The organism is Streptomyces odontomachi (genome assembly GCF_024435355.1).
Classification (GTDB): domain Bacteria; phylum Actinomycetota; class Actinomycetes; order Streptomycetales; family Streptomycetaceae; genus Streptomyces; species Streptomyces odontomachi.
Genome location: NZ_JAMJWG010000001.1, coordinates 24,218 through 41,404, shown reverse-complemented (window position 1 = coordinate 41,404; position 17,187 = coordinate 24,218). Strand labels below are relative to the sequence as shown.

15 protein-coding genes and 2 pseudogenes are annotated in these 17,187 nt (G+C 68.7%); 8 read left to right on the top strand and 9 right to left on the bottom strand.

The genetic code is table 11. The features are described 5' to 3' along the window. The first annotated feature begins 90 nt into the window (after positions 1–90). Positions 91–801, top strand: coding sequence for an SDR family NAD(P)-dependent oxidoreductase (locus tag NQO67_RS00155; RefSeq protein ID WP_255945075.1), 711 nt, complete (start codon positions 91–93; stop codon positions 799–801). Between the two features lie 261 nt (positions 802–1,062). Here the strand turns inward: NQO67_RS00155 and NQO67_RS00150 are convergent. Together NQO67_RS00150 and NQO67_RS00145 are read right to left on the bottom strand one after the other, a co-directional pair. After that, positions 1,063–1,239: pseudogene (locus NQO67_RS00150) on the bottom strand (DUF5655 domain-containing protein); the annotation flags it as partial. Positions 1,240–1,353: 114 nt separating this feature from the next. Further along, positions 1,354–2,274, bottom strand: a complete 921-nt coding sequence (locus NQO67_RS00145; protein ID WP_255945073.1) for a LysR family transcriptional regulator — start codon at positions 2,272–2,274, stop codon at positions 1,354–1,356. 116 nt (positions 2,275–2,390) lie between these two features. Between NQO67_RS00145 and NQO67_RS00140 the strand changes: the two genes are divergently transcribed. From NQO67_RS00140 to NQO67_RS00130, 3 genes are all read left to right on the top strand, one after another. Further along, positions 2,391–3,509 carry a diaminopropionate ammonia-lyase gene (locus tag NQO67_RS00140; RefSeq protein ID WP_255945071.1) on the top strand — a complete coding sequence of 373 codons (1,119 nt, stop codon included), beginning with the start codon at positions 2,391–2,393 and terminating at the stop codon, positions 3,507–3,509. A 98-nt stretch (positions 3,510–3,607) separates the two neighbouring features. Continuing rightward, entirely contained in the window at positions 3,608–4,228 is a 621-nt protein-coding gene (locus NQO67_RS00135; protein ID WP_255945069.1) for a LysE family translocator, read from the top strand. 52 nt (positions 4,229–4,280) lie between these two features. Further along, complete coding sequence (locus NQO67_RS00130; protein ID WP_255945067.1) at positions 4,281–4,412, top strand: hypothetical protein; 132 nt, start codon at positions 4,281–4,283, stop codon at positions 4,410–4,412. 46 nt (positions 4,413–4,458) lie between these two features. On the opposite strand, the gene NQO67_RS00125 is transcribed toward NQO67_RS00130, so the two are convergent. The 3 genes from NQO67_RS00125 to NQO67_RS00115 form a co-directional block, all read right to left on the bottom strand. Beyond that, complete coding sequence (locus tag NQO67_RS00125) at positions 4,459–4,617, bottom strand: hypothetical protein (RefSeq protein ID WP_255945065.1); 159 nt, start codon at positions 4,615–4,617, stop codon at positions 4,459–4,461. Positions 4,618–4,708: 91 nt separating this feature from the next. Beyond that, entirely contained in the window at positions 4,709–5,566 is an 858-nt protein-coding gene (locus NQO67_RS00120) for an NAD-dependent epimerase/dehydratase family protein (protein WP_255945063.1), read from the bottom strand. A 200-nt stretch (positions 5,567–5,766) separates the two neighbouring features. Then, positions 5,767–6,345: a dihydrofolate reductase family protein gene (locus NQO67_RS00115; protein ID WP_255945061.1), complete on the bottom strand. Its 579-nt coding sequence runs from the start codon at positions 6,343–6,345 to the stop codon at positions 5,767–5,769. 504 nt (positions 6,346–6,849) lie between these two features. Between NQO67_RS00115 and NQO67_RS00110 the strand changes: the two genes are divergently transcribed. After that, entirely contained in the window at positions 6,850–8,883 is a 2,034-nt protein-coding gene (locus NQO67_RS00110; protein WP_255945059.1) for an NPCBM/NEW2 domain-containing protein, read from the top strand. Positions 8,884–9,134: 251 nt separating this feature from the next. On the opposite strand, the gene NQO67_RS44500 is transcribed toward NQO67_RS00110, so the two are convergent. Continuing rightward, positions 9,135–9,335: a DUF3237 family protein gene (locus tag NQO67_RS44500; RefSeq protein ID WP_374118874.1), complete on the bottom strand. Its 201-nt coding sequence runs from the start codon at positions 9,333–9,335 to the stop codon at positions 9,135–9,137. Between the two features lie 493 nt (positions 9,336–9,828). Beyond that, complete coding sequence (locus NQO67_RS00105) at positions 9,829–10,707, bottom strand: 4Fe-4S domain-containing protein (RefSeq protein WP_255945057.1); 879 nt, start codon at positions 10,705–10,707, stop codon at positions 9,829–9,831. 120 nt (positions 10,708–10,827) lie between these two features. Here NQO67_RS00105 and NQO67_RS00100 point away from each other — a divergent pair, with 120 nt between their 5' ends. Together NQO67_RS00100 and NQO67_RS00095 are read left to right on the top strand one after the other, a co-directional pair. Next, positions 10,828–11,445: a TetR/AcrR family transcriptional regulator gene (locus NQO67_RS00100; RefSeq protein ID WP_255946630.1), complete on the top strand. Its 618-nt coding sequence runs from the start codon at positions 10,828–10,830 to the stop codon at positions 11,443–11,445. Between the two features lie 454 nt (positions 11,446–11,899). Then, positions 11,900–12,256, top strand: coding sequence for an integrase core domain-containing protein (locus NQO67_RS00095; RefSeq protein ID WP_255945055.1), 357 nt, complete (start codon positions 11,900–11,902; stop codon positions 12,254–12,256). Between the two features lie 707 nt (positions 12,257–12,963). Here the strand turns inward: NQO67_RS00095 and NQO67_RS00090 are convergent. Next, on the bottom strand, positions 12,964–13,938 hold the full coding sequence (locus NQO67_RS00090; RefSeq protein ID WP_255945053.1) for a poly(ethylene terephthalate) hydrolase family protein: 975 nt from the start codon (positions 13,936–13,938) through the stop codon (positions 12,964–12,966). A gap of 890 nt (positions 13,939–14,828) precedes the next feature. Here NQO67_RS00090 and NQO67_RS00085 point away from each other — a divergent pair. Then, positions 14,829–15,773, top strand: a complete 945-nt coding sequence (locus tag NQO67_RS00085; RefSeq protein WP_255945051.1) for an extracellular catalytic domain type 1 short-chain-length polyhydroxyalkanoate depolymerase — start codon at positions 14,829–14,831, stop codon at positions 15,771–15,773. A gap of 173 nt (positions 15,774–15,946) precedes the next feature. Here the strand turns inward: NQO67_RS00085 and NQO67_RS00080 are convergent. Next, positions 15,947–17,142, bottom strand: a pseudogene (locus NQO67_RS00080) (IS701 family transposase). Between the last annotated feature and the right edge of the window lie 45 nt (positions 17,143–17,187).

The following is a 17,187-nucleotide window of genomic DNA, read 5'->3' as shown; positions in this document are numbered from 1 at the left end:
CACCGCACCGCACGCGTCTTCCTGGTACCGGTAGTCCCAGGAAGACCGGACGCCTGGCTGACCGCGCGGCGACACCCGCACCGTGGAGGCATGACAGCAACACTGATCACCGGAGCGAACAAGGGTCTCGGTTTCGAGACCGCCCGCCGGCTCGTCGCCGCGGGACACACCGTCTACGTCGGCAGCCGGGATGCCGAGCGCGGGCGAAGGGCAGCGGAGCGGCTGGGCGCCCGAGCGGTGCAGCTCGACGTCACCGACGACGCGTCCGTGGTGGCAGCGGTCAAGGTGGTCGAGGCGGGCGGAGGGCTTGACGTACTGATCAACAACGCCGGCATACAGGCGGAGATGCGGGACGGCCGGGTCGAGGTCGGCGCCGCCGAGGTGACCGCCGACGTGATGCGGGAGACCTTCGAGACGAACGTCTTCGGCACGGTCCGCGTCACCCGCGCCTTCCTCCCGCTGCTGCGGCGTTCCGCGTCCCCGGTCGTGGTCAACGTCAGCAGCGGCCTGGCCTCGCTGACCCTGATGGCCACCCCGGGCACCCCGGCGTACGCGTACCCGGGCGTCGCCTACGCGGCGTCGAAGACCGCGCTCAACATGGTCACCCTCCAGTACGCGAAGGCCTTCCCCGAGATGCGGATCAACGCCGTGGAGCCCGGCTTCACCAGCACCGACCTGAACCAGGGGACCGGCGTCCAGACCGTCGAGCAGGGCGCCGAGATCATCGTCCGCATGGCGCAGCCGGGCCCGGACGGACCGACCGGGGGGTACTTCGGCGCCGACGGTGCCTTTCCCTGGTAAGGCCCTGGTGGGCTCCGGTGGGCCTTCGCGGGCAGGCCCTTCGACAGGCGTTCACGCCGGCGGCCGTCGGTAGGCCGTCACCGGTAGGCGTCCACCCGCGGCACCCACAGCCAGCTCCCGCGGCCCCGGCCACATCGACCGGTGCCCCCGTCGCCACGGGGGCATACGGCTGTGGACCCTCAGCGCACGGTCGGCAACCTGTCGTCGAGGACGAAGGAAGTCTGGGCTTTGGAGCCCTCCGTGCCGGCGAACCTGATCGTGCTGCACCTCCACGTCGCCCGTCCCGTGGTGGCCAAGCCCGGACACCTCCGGGGTAGACCCGGGAACGAGGTCGACGTGCTCGGGAGCGACCTTCAGGTAGACAACAAGCTTGCTCCACTGAGGTGGGCAGGCGTAGGCGAAGTTCCACAGACGCTGATACGCCCAGTACTGCTTGCGCTACCACTTCCGTCGGTCGTTCCGTGGACGGTGTGGCTGTGGAGACCGCCCACGCACCGTTTGAGGCGGCTCCCGACCAGCCTGAGTCGTAGGGGCCTCGATGAGAGGCGGCGCCTATACCGGACTGGGGCGGAGCGTGACCGCGCGACGGAGAGCGTTCCGACACTCGAGGATGGCGGGATGCTGGCTGCGACCGCGGCGGACCAGGGTGAAGATGCGCCGTGTGCGTTGGCCGCGAGGGAGTTGCCGCAGGGTGACGGTCGGGGGCTGTTCACCCCAGACGAGACCCGGCAGGAATGCGGCAGCGTGTTTCCGCTCGACGAGGCGGAGGTGGAGCAGGAGGTCGGTCGTCTCGAATCGTACGTCCGGTTCGAAGCCGGCGTTGCGGCACAGGGTCATGGCCCAGTGCCGGGCGGCTGTGCCTTCAGGTTCCATCACCCAGGGATGGTCAGCGAGTGAGTGCAGAGCTCTCGTCGGGCCGGCGGTGTCCGATGCGTCGGCCGTATCCGGCACGGCGAGGTGCAGGGGGTCGTCGAGCAGGTCCACCTGTTCGAGTTCGGCCGGGCGGGGCTCGGGGTTGCCGGGGTATTCCTCGGCGAGGACGAGGTCGAAGTCGCGGGCCTGCAGGGCGGGGAGGGCCTTTTCGGGTTCCATGTGCGTGACGTGCACGCGCAGGTGCGGGTGCTGGTCGCGCAGCAGGCCGAGCGCCGTCGGGACGAGGGCCAGGGCGGCGGTCTGGAACGAGGCGACGCGCAGGGTGCCGGTCAGATCGGTCAGCGAGGTGGCGATGTCTGCCTCGGCGTGCTCCAGTCGTTCGAGGACCGCCTCGGTGTGGGCGACGAGGATCTCGGCCTGCTCGGTCAGCCGCACCCGCCGCCCGACCGGCTCCAGTAGCGGGACGCCGACCTCGGCCTCCAGCTGGGAGAGCTGCTGGGAGACGGAGGAGGGGGCGTAGGAGAGGGCGGCCGCGACGGCCGCCAGGGTGCCTCGGTGCTTGAGCTCGCGCAGCAAGCGGAGCCGGTGCAGATCGAACATGGGCAGTTCCGCTCTCCTCGGCCTCTTGGAGCGACCTCAATGGTCGGATTCTCCGATTGGTATTCATCGAAAACATTCGCTGGACCGATTTTAGGAGAAGGACGCACCCTGGTCGTGTGCCTGAGAACTCCTCCTTCCGTACGCTGCCGTGGTTCGTACGTCCCGCCGCCCGTGCCTGGCGGTGTGCACCCGCGTCCGCCGACGTGCGGGGCTTCCACTCTTCGCTGCCCGATTACTCGCCCACTCCGCTGACCGAACTCCGGGCAGCAGCAGGTGAATTGGGGGTCGGCCGTGTCTTCGTCAAGGACGAGTCGTGCCGTCTGGGGCTGCCCGCGTTCAAGGCGCTGGGTGCTTCCTGGGCGGTGCATCGCACCCTTGCCGAGCAGGCGGCGAACGGCGAGGAACCGGCCCCGCTCACCCTGGTGACCGCTACCGACGGCAACCACGGCCGTGCGGTCGCCCACATGGCACGCCGCCTCGGGCAGCGCGCCCACGTTTTCGTCCCTCAGGGTGTGCACCCGCGGGCCGTCGCGGCCATCGTCGCCGAACAGGCGAAGGTCACCGAGGTTCCTGGGCCGTACGACGACGCCGTGTGCCTGGCTGCCGAGGCGGCCAACGCGCCGGACGCGGTCCTGGTGCAGGACACCGCCTGGCCGGGCTATGAGCGGATCCCGGGGTGGACCGTGGAGGGGTACTCCACCCTCTGCGCCGAGATCGATGAGCAGTTGACGGCCGAAGGAGTCGCCGAGGGTCCGGACCTCGTCTCCATACCCGTGGGTGTGGGGTCGTTGGCCCAGGCCGTGGTCACGCACTACCGGAGCCGTCCCACGGGGCATGCCCCGGCGCTGCTGTCGGTGGAGCCGGAGGCCGCGGCCTGCGTCCTGGAAAGCCTCACCCGTGGTGAACCCGTCAGCGTCACCACAGGGGAGACCGCCATGGTCGGGCTGAACTGCGGCACGCCGTCCAGCATCGCCTGGCCGTACCTGCGCGCCGGGCTGGACGCAGCGGTCGCCGTCGCTGACGCCGACAGCGCCCGCGCAGCTGGTGATCTGGCCACCGCCGGTGTCTCTTCCGGACCTTGCGGGGCGGCGACGCTCGCCGGTCTGCGCACGATGCTCACCGGCATCGGAGCCGAGGAGCGCCGTACGGCACTGGGGCTCGGGCCCTCCTCGGTCGTCGTGCTGCTGAGCACCGAGGGCACGGCCGCCAACCCGCATGCCACCACCGATCACTGAACACGCGACATCGGAAAGACCCTTGCGTTGAGCCACCTGCCCTTCATCACTCCACCGCCCACCGCTTCCACCGGCTCGACCAGGAGGGGGCCGAGAACGTGCTGACCCACCTCCTGGCCGCGGTCGGGGTCCTCGGCCTCCTGGCCATCGCGCCCGGCCCGGACATGGCGGTGGTGACCCGACGCGCGCTCGTGGCCGGTCGCGGGGACGGGCTGCGCACCGTGGGCGGGATCGCGACCGGGCTGCTGCTCTGGGGCGCACTGACCGCCGCCGGACTCGCGCCCGTGCTCGCCGCCTCACCTGCGGCCTACCTGGCCGTCAAGCTGCTCGGCGCCAGCTACCTAGTGTTCCTGGGCGCGCAGGCGCTGGTGCAGCACCGCCGCTCGGCACCGGCCGGCAGAACGGACACGGGGCCTGCCATAGCCGGGAGCCCCTGGCGGACCGGCCTGGTCAGCAACGTCCTCAATCCGAAGATCGCCATCTGCTACACCGGACTGCTGCCCACGCTGTCCCCGCCCGGACTACCCGCCTCCTCGGCCATGACGCTCCTCGTACTCCTCCACACCAGCCTCACCGTCGCCTGGCTGGGCAGCTACGTGCTCCTGCTGTCCAAGGCCTGGCCAGTCCTTCAGAAGCCTCGGATCCCCCGTGCTCTCGAGCGGACCACGGGCGTCGTCCTGATCGGTTTCGCCCTCGTGGTAGCCACTGCCTCCGCCTGACCGGTACCCGCCACCGTCCACCGTTTCCGACACCTCTTCAGGAGACAGGGTCATGACGAGCACCACCACCCCCGACAAGATCACCGTCAACGGCGACCGCCTGTGGCAGTCCCTGAGCCCAGGCGGTGCTCTGGCTGCGAGCCGACCGGGGGACCGCGGCATCGAATGCGCCGGATGGCGTTGAGCCGGCCGCCGGACGCTGTCGGTGGACCGTGTCGAACGGCACAGAATCAGGAGGAGAATTCCGAGCCGAGCCCGCCGCCGTTGTGCAAGGTGACCCCCAGGGCGCGGGCGCCGAGGGTGATCGATCCGTTCGGTGTCACCCCGCTCGCCGTTGCCTTCAACACCCAGATCGAGCCGTCGTAGGTGACCAGGCGGTGCGGGCCCACCGCGCGATGGACGCGGGGGAGGTGTTCGGCGGGGTTGTGCTGGCGCCCTGAGCCGGGCAGGGACGGCGCTCGCGGCCCCGGGTAACCTGCCTCAGTTGTTCACATGGTCCCGCCACGAGTGCCGCGGCTCATACCCCAGGACCTCACGGGCCCGTCGCACGCTGAGCAGCGTCTCGTACGTGCCGATCTCCCTGACCGGCCGCACGTCGGGGAAGACCTCGGCAAGGAGTTCCACGGACGGGCGGTCCATGATCGTGTCGGCGGCGGCGATGACGTAGCTGGACGAACCTGCGACAGCGGCGTTCAGCCCGAGCCGGCACGCCTGCGCCACGTCGCGTGCGTCCACATAACCCCACAGGTTCCACTTGCGCGCGTGCGGGTCGGACCAGTACCCGGGCACCAGGGTGTAGTCCTCCACCAGGTGGACGTTGGACAGGCGCAGGGCCACGAAGGGAATGCCCGACCAGCCGGAGACCTGCTCGGCCGCGGTCTCGCCCAGGACCTTGGACAGGGCGTAGGTGGAGGTGGGGTAGGGGTAGTGGTCCTCGTCCACGGGGGCATAGCGCGGTGGAACATCGAAGGGCAGTCCGAGGGTGGTCTCGCTGGACGCCCACACGACGCGGTCCAGCTTGTTCTGCGCGGCGGCGAGGAAGACATTGCTGTTCATCGCCGTGTTCGTGGTGAGCGTGTGGGCGGCAGGGAGGAGGCCGGGGGCCGGAATGTTGGCCAGGTGGACGACGCTTCGGACTTCACTCAAGGCGTCCACGGCCTGACCGTAGTCCGTGAGGTCGGCACGCAGCAGCGGCACGCCGAGTCCCTTCGCCCACGCCCGATCGGCCGGTGCCACCGCAATGTCCACGGCAAGCACCTCGTACCCCTGCTCGACCAGCTCCGCGACCACGACCCGACCGGTCTTCCCGGTGGCCCCCGTGACGGCGACTGTGCTCATGCGCTGCGCTCCCGACTCGAACTCTCGCCTGCATACGATTCCATCCTTGCTCCGGCGACGCGCGATGCCAACAAGGTCCGCTGCCTCGGACACCCCGGCGCCGCCGGAAGCAGCGCCACCCGCGCCGCCGGAAGCAGCACCACCCGCGCCGCCACCGCCACGCTGCTCGACGGGGGGTGCATGGAGGGGTGAGGGCTGGTTCAGACATGCAGGGTGGGCCGATAGATGAGCTCTTGGATGTGGCCGTCGAGCGTCCTGCGCTCGATCAGCTCGAGGTCGAAGTCGGCCGCACCCTGGAAGATCGGATCCAGCCCGGTCCGACCGGTGATCACAGGGAAGAGCGTCACCTGGACGCGGTCGACCAGACCGGCGGCCATCAGCGCCCGGTTCATCGAAAGGCTGCCGTGCGAGCGCAACGGCACATCGGACTCCTCCTTGAGCCGAGCGATGACGTCGACGGCGTCGCCGCTCACGACGGTCGCATCCGGCCAGTCAAGGGGGCCTTCCAGTGTGGTCGACACCACCGTGGCCGGCAGGTTCCTCATGCGTGTGACCCATGGGTCACGTACGTCGGACTCCTCGGTGCTTGCGGCCAGCATCTGCACGAACAGCCGGTACGTGGTGGCCCCGAAGACCATCCGCTGCTCCTCGCGGTACAGGGCGAGGCGGTGGTCGAGGAGCTCGGGGCCCTGCTTGCCCCAGTAGCCGGTCCAGTCGCCGCCTGCGGCGCCGAAGCCGTCGAGGCTGGAAAAGACGTCGAAGGTGTAGGTGGCGGTCATGGTGGTCTCCCGGAGTGCGGTTGGTCGCATGTCGGGGGTACAGACCGGTTACCACGGCGAAACTCATCGCCCTTCGGCTCCCGGGCTCCCAACAGCCCCGGATACGGCCGGATCCGGCCCCGGGTACGGCCCGGGGGCTCCGCGGCCCTCAGGAAGGTGCGCTCTTCGCCCGCCGCACCCTCCGTGCGGGCGCCGCTGCGCCCGCCTCCGTCGACGGACGACCACCAGCGACCCCGCTCCAGCAGGACGCGCAGGGAAGTCCCCGCACCGCTGCGCTGCCGGGACCGATCCGCGCATGGGACTTGTCGATTGCCAACCGGGCTCTTACGGTGGCGCGTTGAGCGAGAATGCTCAACCGTGTCGCATTCAGTTGGTTTCCCTACGCCATGATCCCCAAGATCTCACATCTCTGGCTCTGAATTTACGCCCGCCCAACCCGATGGGTGGCCGAACCCACCCTCCAGCCCGGCTCGCTCCGGGCGATCGGAGAGAGAGGCACCTCGCATGCCTAGACCCGTCCGCAGGCTTCTCGCCTGCGTGATCAGCGGCGCTCTGTGGGCCGGTGCGCTGGGGGCAGCGACCGTCACCACGCAGGTGGCGACCACCGCGACCCCGGCCGCCGCCGCCGAGAACGGACTCGCCCGCACGCCGCCGATGGGCTTCAACGACTGGAACGCCTTCGGCTGCAACGTCTCCGAGCAGCTCATCAAGGAAACCGCCGACATCTTCGTGACCAGCGGCCTCAAAGACGCCGGGTACACGTACGTCAACATCGACGACTGCTGGATGACCCACCAACGTGACGCGCAGGGCCGGCTGGTCCCCGACCCGGTGAAGTTCCCCGACGGCATCCAGGGCACCGCCGACTACGTCCACTCCAAGGGGCTCAAGCTCGGCATCTACGAGGACGCAGGCACGGCCACGTGCGCCGGATACCCCGGCAGCCTGGGCCACGAGACCACCGACGCCCAGACCTTCGCCGACTGGGGCGTGGACTACCTCAAGTACGACAACTGCAACAACCAGAGCGACGGTTCGCGTGCGGACTACGTGCGCCGCTACACCACGATGGGCGACGCGTTGCGGGCCACCGGCCACCCGATCGTCTACTCGGTCTGCGAATGGGGTACCTCCCAGCCCTGGGAGTGGGCGGGCGACGTCGGCAACCTGTGGCGCACCACGGGCGACATCAGCGACAACTGGAACAGCATGCTCACCATCGCCAGGACGAACATGCCGCTCGCGCCGTTCGCGCACCCCGGTGCCTGGAACGACCCGGACATGCTGGAGATCGGCAACGGCGGCATGACCGACACCGAGTACCGTTCGCACTTCTCGCTCTGGGCGGCGATGAACGCACCGCTGCTGATCGGCACCGATCTGCGCAAGGCGTCGCCCGCGACGATGGACATCCTGCGCAACCGCGAGATCATCGCGCTCAACCAGGACCCGCTGGGCAAGCAGGCGACCGTGCTGTCCGCTGCCAACGACCGCTATGTGCTCACCAAGGAACTGGCGGGTGGCGAGCGCGCGGTGGTGCTGTTCAACGCCGGGGACCAGGCGCAGCGCATCGCCACCACCGCGACCGCGGCGGGGCTGCCGGCGCGCGGTGGCTACGCCGTGCGGGACCTGTGGCGCCACACCGGGTACCAGAGCGCCGGTGCCCTGGCCGCGACCGTCCCCGCGCACGGCAGCGTCGTGCTCCGGGTCAGCGCCGACGCACGCAAGGCCGCCGCCGCGCTCGCCTCGTCCCCGCCGCTGCTGGACAGCGGCGTCACCGCCCCCGACCACATCGAGCCGGGCCAGACCGCGGACGTCACCACATACGCCACCGACCTCGGGACGCTTCCCGCCGCCGACGTCAGCGTCAAGCTGACCGCCCCGCAGGGCTGGACGGTACGGGCCACGGGTGCCACCACCCGAAAGGTGCTGCCCACGGGGGACACCGCCAGCGTCCCCTGGGAGGTCACCGTCCCCGAGGGCACCGGGTCCGGCAACTATCCCCTCGCCGGCACCGCCACCTACCGCAGCTCGGCCGGAGACCGGCGAGTGACGGTCCCCCTGACCGGAACGATCACCGTGGTGTCGCCACCGCCGTCCGGCACCAGTTTCCTCAGCGACCTGGACTGGCTGTCCGCGACGAACGGCTGGGGCCCGGTCGAGAGGGACCGCAGCAACGGGGAGAGCGGCCCGGGTGACGGCAACCCGATCACCCTCGGCGGCACCGTCTACGCCAAGGGTCTCGGCGTGCACGCGCCTGGCACGGTCACCTACTACCTCGGCGGCGGCTGCTCGTCCCTCGACACCGAGGTCGGCGTGGACGACGAGAAGAACGGCAAGGGAAGCGTCCAGTTCAGGATCGTCGCGGACGGCACCCAGGTCGCCGACAGCGGAGTCCTCCGCAACGCGGACGGCGCGAAGGCCCTGCACGCTGACGTCACCGGCAGGCAGTTCGTCCAGCTCGCCGTCAGCGACGGCGGGGACGGCACCGACAGCGATCACGCCGACTGGGCGGACGCCCAGATCTCCTGCTCCTGAGGCGACGGGCACCGCTTCCTGCTCCTGACCGGCACCGCAGGCGGACGGTGTGCACGGCCCCGTTGCGCGGGGTCGTGCACACCGCCCTCCCTGCTCCGGTGGGCGTGGCCTGCGCGCGGTTCCGGGCACGGCGGTCTGGGTCGGCCTGCGGATCGGTCGCGACGGCCGGCGCGCGATGCCCACCGCGCCGGTCGGGCGGTGTGGCGGCCCGGGAGACCGGCGAGCGTACCACTCGATCTTCGTCGGTCTGTTCAGTCCAGTGCGGGAGCCCATGACGCCCCGTCAAAAGATCTCAGAGACCTGACCCAGCGTCCCTGTAGGAGGGCGCCGTGATGGGTGCGTAGGGTCAGGCGAATTTCCAGGCTCATCGTTCCGTCAGGGCCGAACAGCGCCCAGTCTCTTCCGCCGGGGAGGAGATCGCCGTGCAGCCTGGGGCCGTGGAAACGTGCCACCTGCCGCGCCGAAGAGGATGCGTCGGCCGAACCGGCCCGGACCGATGAGCAAACGGGGGTTCAGGTCGACGACCATGTCGAAGAGGTGCGTTGTCCGGATGTCGCGGACGTCCTTGAGCCGCGGGTCCATTGTCATGCGGCGTCGCCTCCGTCGAGTGCGGGGAACAGCCTGTGTCGGACCGTGTCCGTCGAGACGTCCGACTGGGCACACAGCTCCGCCCGATAATCCGAGCCCATGACGGCCCCTCAGCGACACTCCTCAACCGACCGGTCGGACGTCGATGACGTCGATGACGTCGAACGGACAGCGACCACCCATCCTCGGCGAGCCAGGAACCACGACACTGCGCAGGCACCAGTCCGCAGGCGGCCCCCGGGTTGGCTTCAGCGGCGGCGCGCACCCGCCGGGTACCAGCTCTGACATCGCCGGACGATGCGGGGATTGCCCATTCCGTCCTCCACCTCCCGCGCGAACCCGCGTGAGCGAGGTGTGTTACCCGTCCGCCAGGTCGCGCCGTAGGCGGGCGATCAGCGCCTCCAGCCGTCGGCGCATGTCGCCTGGTTGAAGCGTCGGACTTATCGTGCCGTGGGTGGGGACGACCCGCGCGAAGTCGTAGCCGCCGAGCCGCTGGAGTGAGTCGACCTGGGTGGGCCAGGAGTACCAGCACATATACGGTTCTGCGCCGAGATCGTGGCGATAGGGGTCCCAGCCGAGCGAGTCGCCGGTGAAGAGGGTGCCATCGTCGGTCAGGTACATGATGTGGCCCTCGGTGTGCCCCGGGGTGGGGATCGCCAGCACGCCGGCGGCGACCTCGCAGGTGTCGGCACCCGTCAGGACCCGGTCTGCGAACGGGGCGGCGTCGGCGTCGGCGGCATGGATGACCACCTTTGCACCGAACGCGTCGGCATAGCGATCGGCCTCGCCGACGTCATCGCGGTGTGTCAGCAAGATCATCACGATCCCGCCGAGCGATTCCATCCAGGCCCGCAGTGCCGGGGTGAAGCGCGGCGCGTCAACCAGGAGGTTCCCCGCTGCGCGCTGCACGAGAAAGGCGTTGCCGCCGGCGGTCTTGGGCGAGTTCGAGCCCGTCCGCCAGATGGCAGGCGCGATCTCCAGGGGGTGGTGCCGCCGCCACGTCACGCCGGACTCGGTACTGATTGACCGGGACGGGCATACCTCGGCAGCGAGCTGCGCCTGCAGAACCTCCTCCTCGGTGGCTGGCTGGCGCGTCATGACGAAGTGCTTGCCGTCGCTCGCCAGCCCGAACAGCGTCGGCGCGAGCGAGACCGAACCTCCGCAGCCGATACAGCGATCGTCGACGAACCAGCCTCCGGCCACGCTCTCGGGGTGGCGCCGGTCTCCGCGAGCCATCGTCGTTCCTCCTCCTTGCAAAGGGTCACCACGAGAACTACCGTACCAACGATGGAACATCGATGTTCCATTTAGGACCAACGAAGTCCCTTATTAGAACCCGGTAGTACGGTGACCGGCATGAATGAACCTGGGCCCGAGACCGCGGGAGCACGAACCCGCAGTCGTACGCGCCGCGCCATCCTCAGCGCGGCTGCCTCCGTGCTCGGCCGCGACTATCACGCCACGCTGGCGGACATCGCCGCCGCCGCCGGCGTCGGCCGCACAACACTGCACCGCTACTTCCCCGACCGCACCGGGCTCATCAACGCCGCCATTGCGGACTCCGTCGAAGCGATCCAGCAGTCGGTGGCCGACGCGGCCCTCGACCAAGGCTGCCCCGTCGAGGCCATGCGCAGGCTGGTCCCCGCGATGGTGGCGGTCGGCGACCGGCTGGTATTCCTGTTCGGCGATCCGCGCGTTCTGGAAGGCCGCAGCGCAGCAGACACACCGGAACCTCTGGATGACCCGGTGATCGCGCTCATCGAGCGCGGGCAAGCCGAAGGCGCCTTCGACCCGGATGTCACTCCCGCCTGGATCCAACGTGTGCTCTGGTCGCTGGTGTACACCGGATACAAGGACGCCGACGCCTGCGGACTGCCGAGGCACGGCATCGTCTCCACTGTCATCCGCACTCTCGAAAACGGCATCCATATGCCCAAGCCGGAACACCGCTCGGCACGAGCCATGGACTCGTAACAGCCGACCAACAGACCAGATGATGGAAGCCCCGCATCCGACGAGGATGAGAGCGATCGGCGCGGGGAGCCCAGATGCGGACCTCGTCGGCCTTCGTCGTCCGCGAAGGGTGTAGGTGTCAGAAACCTCATCCACGCAGGTCAGGATGTGTAGAAGCGCTGTCGCGAGCTCTTGCCAGTCGATGGTGATGGTGGGCTTTGGGTGATGGTGGGCCTTTGGTGATGCCGGGTGCTCCTGGTCGGCGCCAGGATGATCCAGTGCTGCTGCGACTGCCCTACCTGGCCCTGACGAGCATGTTCACCCTGCTACGGCTCCTGGCGGTGACCGATCGCGACAAGGACGCTGAGATCCTGGCGCTGCGCCACCAACTCACCGTGATACGCAGACAAATCGACATGCCGACTCACCTGGCCAGACCGCGCGCTGGGTCACCCAACTCGCCCGGAACACGGTCATGGACCTCCACGAAGCAGACGCCAAGGTGAAGTTCCTGATCCGCGACCGGGACGCGCGCTACCCGGCCACCTTCGACACCGTCCTGCAGGCCGAAGACATCGAAGTCGTCCAGACCGGCGTCCGGATGCCACGCATGAACGCCATCATGGAACGCTGGGTGCGAACCTGCCGGACCGAACTCCTCGACCGCACCCTCATCTGGAACCGAAAACACCTTCTTCACGCGCTGCGCGAGTACGAGCAGTTCTACAACGTGCACCGGTCCCACCGGAGCCTTCAAAACGCCGCACCGTTACGCTCCTTGCCCGAACCGATCACCGAACCCGCGCGGCTCACTGGTCTCAACGCGCAATGACGCGACCGCCTCGGCGGCATCCTGCACGAATACCAACACGCAGCCTGACCAGCACGGACGTAGTTTTGACACCTACAACGTCCCTGGTCGGCTGGGCCGCCGCCCACCACGACGAGATCCGTGAGAACCGGGCCCGCACGACCTCAGCGCAGCCGAGTACGACTGCACGCGCCTGAGCCACCAGAGACCGTCACTGACTGTAGCGAAATACGCGGCCACCCGACTTTTCGTCGGTGGCCGCGGCCGGCGGATTCCCGCTGGCCACCGACACGGTGATCAGGCACTCGACACCTCATGATCACTCGGAGACCGTGCCTCCCTCGGTTCCAGCCAGGTCCGCGAACCCCACGGTCAGGTCAGCTGCCTGAACCGGCATCAAGACGGACACATCACCTGAACGGCGTCGCCCTGCGTCGACGACAGAGACGTCGCCGCCCTCACCGTCGACGGTCGACACGACGGCGAATCCTCCGGAACGCCAGTACCCGCTCCCCCACCCCGGCGTGGGTCACATCCCCTACGGGACTCGAGGGGCCCCTTCGGGGCGGGAGGACTTCGGCGGGGAGCGACCAGAGCGCCCGCCCGTACCGTGCCTGGACGGAACAAGGGCCCTCCGTGGCGTACGGAGGGCCCTCGCGATACTGATCAGGCTTTGCACCACCGTCATACGGTCAACCCCACGTCATTTCCCGGTCGGCGACGAGGGTCTACTCGCCCGAGGGCACGTAGGGGCACTTCGGCTGGTAGATCGAGATGGTGGAGGGGTCCGGAAGGGCCGGGCAGAGGAACTGCGTGTAGCGGGTGTCGTTGTCCACGAACACCTTCAACCACGGGATCAGCAGCTTCATCTCCACATTGTTCGGGTGCGTGTAGTACACGTGGTCCGCCCCGGCGATCTGCGCGAAAGCGCTCTGCGTGGTGGCCGGCAGCGTGCCGTACAGGTTGCTGAGGTACGACGGGGTGACAACCGAGTCGTTCTGGCCGCCGATGATCAGACTCGGCACCGTGTCGGTGGCCATGCTCAGGCCGTTGCCGGGGAACCCCGGAGCGAGGCCGATCATCGCCTTCAGCGACGGCTGCCGTTCCGCCGCGATGATCGCTCCGGCTCCGCCTGCGGAGTGCCCGAGTACGGACAGCCGATCCGGGTCGACCTCCGCCTTGACCGGGCTCTGCGCGGTCAGCCACTTCAGCCCCGCCAGCAGTTCGTCGGCCCGGGCGTCGGCGCCGTCGGTGCGGCTGTTGGTCTCGATGCAGATCACCACGAACCCGAAGGAGGAGAGCCACGGGCCCATCCAGGCCTCCTCGTCGGCGCACAGCGCCGAGTAGCCCGGCATGATCGCCAGCGCCCCCCACGTGCCCAGGCTGGTGTCCGTCGGGTAGTAGACCACCCCGCCGTTGAACCCGTTGCCCGGCGCCACGCTCGTCTGCGCGGTCGCGAACGGACCGCGCGACGCCTCGATACTGGACACGCTGGGATCAGGGCCGCGCTCGTACGGGTTGCTCAGGGCGGCCTGCTGCGCGGCGGCGTCCGGCACCGGCCGGGCCGACGCCGATGCCGGCGCCACCACGAACATCACCGCTGCTGCTGCCGCCGTGGCCACCACCGCCCGTACCGCCCGCGACCACCGCCCCGGCACCCGGATCGCCTCGGTTCCTCTCAACGCTGACCTGGCTGTGCGCATGCGCACCTCCCGTAGGAATGGAGAGAGTCGACTGTTAACGCTCACAAGTTGATGCCGAATCGATTATTGCAATCCGATGACGGATTGAACAGCGCCCGTGACCTCCGCCGTTGGGCGCGGATTCCCCGGCAATGCGCTGACCTCAGGGGTCGGAACCGGAGGAGCGAGCAGAACCGCGACGTCTGAGCGGGAAGACCTGCCAGGCGACGGTCGTACGGGTCGATACAGGATCAAATATCGACATGCCCGACCGCCGATGGAGCGAGGTGACCGCAGCGGAAATACCGAGGTCATGGCCGCCTTCTGCACCCATACCCGGCGCACGGTAAGAATGAGGTACGAGCCCCGCGAACGCTGCGCCCAACGCTACCGGAGGCGCGAAAGGCGGAGGAATCTCCACGGACTTCGCGATAATCGTCGGCACCCAAGTCGGTCCCGATGGAGAGATCCCGACCCGGAGCGCCTCGTCGAGCGCGTACTGGACACTGGGCGCACCAGAAGCCGTTCCACCGTGCGTCATCTACGGCAGGGCATGGGATGTCTGCCCGGAGCACGACGATCGAACCCGCAGTTGCCCACTCAAGAGTCCTTGACATACACCATTAATTCGAGCAAATCACACATCACGCAACCAGAAATACATCCCACGGATTCTTGACAGGTCACAGACAATGAGGGAGCGTCATTATCCCGAACTCGTCTGCGCCAGGAGTGTGGCAGCGCCGACAGCGTGACCGCAGAATGTGAGCGCTCACACTCTTTGCAAGCCGATAACGAGCAGAGGGACGTCAGGGCATGAGCGCCGCACGCCTGCGTCGAGGCGTACCCAAGAGAGCGCGCCATGTCCGGACCCAGGCAGGCTCACGACAGCCCGTGGAGGAAAAGACCCCATGCTGCGATCCCGGTACCTGAAATCCCGCCTGCTCGGCGTGCTCCTAGCGGTCGGCGCTGCGATCGGGGTGGGCCTGCCCGCCGCGCCCCAGGCCGCCGCCGCCTCGCTGACCCAGGTCACGAACTTCGGCACCAACCCGACCAATTTGCAGATGTACGTGTACGTGCCGAACAACGTCAAGGCCAACCCGTCGATCCTGCTGGCGCTGCACGGGTGCCAGGGCTCGGGACCCTACATGTACTCCAGCACCGACTTCGGGTCGCTGGCCGACCAGTATGGGTTCATCGTCATCTATCCCTCGAGCAACCCCGGCGGCAGCTGTTGGGACGTCTCGTCCGACCAGGCGCTGAAGCGTGGCGGCGGCAGCGACCCGGTCGGGCTGATGTCGATGATCACGTACACCGAGCAGCACTTCGGCGGGAACTCCAACGCCGTGTACGTCACCGGTGAGTCGTCCGGCGGGATGATGACCAACGTCATGCTCGCGGACTACCCGGACGTGTTCAAGGCGGGCGCGGCTTTCATGGGCGTGCCTTACCACTGCTTCTACACGGGCACCGTGCGCGGCTGGAACGGGCCTTGCGCCGGGGGCCAGGTGTCCATGACCGCGCAGCAGTGGGGCGACCTGGTGCGCAATGTCGGCGATCCCGGCTACAACGGGCCGCGCCCCCGCGTGCAGCTGTGGCACGGCACCGCCGACACCATCCTGAACTACAACAACCTCGGCGAAGAGACCAAGCAGTGGACGAACGTACTCGGGGTGAGCCAGGCCCCGTCGTCGACTGACACCCCGGTCACCAACTGGAACCGTGCCCGGTACAACAACAGCTCCGGCAGCACGCAGGTCGAGACGTACAGCGTCGCCGGTGCCGGGCACCAGCTGCCGATCCAGGGCACCCAGATGGCCGCCTACGCCGTTCGCTTCATGGGACTGGGCGGCTAGTACTCCAGCAGCGTTTCGCTATCTGGCCTGGTCAAAGGCGTCGCTGGAAGTGTAGTGGCCAGGCGGTGGGCCGGTGGCGGACTGGGTGGAAGACCCCACCAACGAGGTCGTTCCACGTTGGTGGTGGCAGTGGCGGGCGATCGCCTGGTGCTCTCGTCGCCAGTGTGACCAGTTCAGAGCATGGTGGTGAAGCGGCGGGCCGTGGAGGTGGTGTGGGACGAGACGAGGTGCCAGGAGTCGGCGGACCTCTGCCACGGTGAGTGGGGCCAGGCGCGAGACGTCGGAACCGTTTCTGCGGCCCCCTTGCTGCCGCTTCGGCCGTCATCGCGGCGAGGTAGGCGAGGGCGAGCATGGCCAGGGTGATGTGCCGGTACCAGCCGACGTAACGGCGGATCGTACTGATCCAGGCCGCATTCGTTCTTCGCGGCCTGGAAGCACTCCTCGATCTTCCAGCGCGTCCCGGCGATCCGCACCAGATCGATGGTCATGGCTTCCCTCGGAGAGTAGGCCGAGTAGTAGGCGATCTCGTCGGGCTTGCTGCGGCTGCGCCGGCCCAACGCCCACCGCCGGCGAATGTGTTGGCTCCCTTGGTAGTGGAACTCCCGCACCGCGGGGAGATGAACCGCCACCCAGTCGTAAAGAGGCGGTCCCTTGGCGCCGTCTCCGCAGGACAGCGGCTCCCATGCCCCGTCGGGAGCCTGGGTGAACACGTAGTCGGCCCGCGGGCCGAAGACCTGCTGCGGCTTCGGCACGGCCAGGACGTAGCCGATACCGGATTGCTCCAGCAGGCGGCGGAAGCGTCCCGCTGTCCGTGGGCGGCATCCGCCGTCACCCAGGCCAGTGGGAGCGGGGAGGCCAGGGCGCGTAGGACCAGGCGTTTGGCCAGGTCACCCTTGGTGGCGAAGTCGTATTCATCGGGGATCTTCGCTGCCCGGCAGCGTTCGCGGTCGCTGGTCCAGGACTTGGGAAGGTAGAGCTCTCGGTCCACCAGAGCGCGGCCCGTGCGGGTGGCGTAGGCGGCGAAGACGCCGATCTGGCAGCTCTCGGTGCGGCCGGCGGTGCCCGAATACCGGCGTTGCACCCCGGCGGAGGTGGTGCCTTTCTTGATGAAGCCGGTGTCGTCGATGATCAGCACTGCGTCGTCCTCGCCGAGGTGTTGGGCAACGTAGCTGTGCAGGTCGTCGCGGAGGTCTTCGGCGTTCCAGCGGGCTCCGTTGAGTAGGCGTTGAAGGCCGTCGGGAGTGCGGTGTCCGGCGTACTCGGCCAGTTGCCAGCCGTTCTCGAGGCCGACGGTGCCGAGCAGGCCACGGACGTGGGCGCGCATTCGGGCACGCAGGTCCGCGCGCCTGAAGCGGCGGCCGATGGTCAGGAGGAGGTCGTCGAGTTCCGCAGCCCAGGCTGCGTCCGCCGTGTC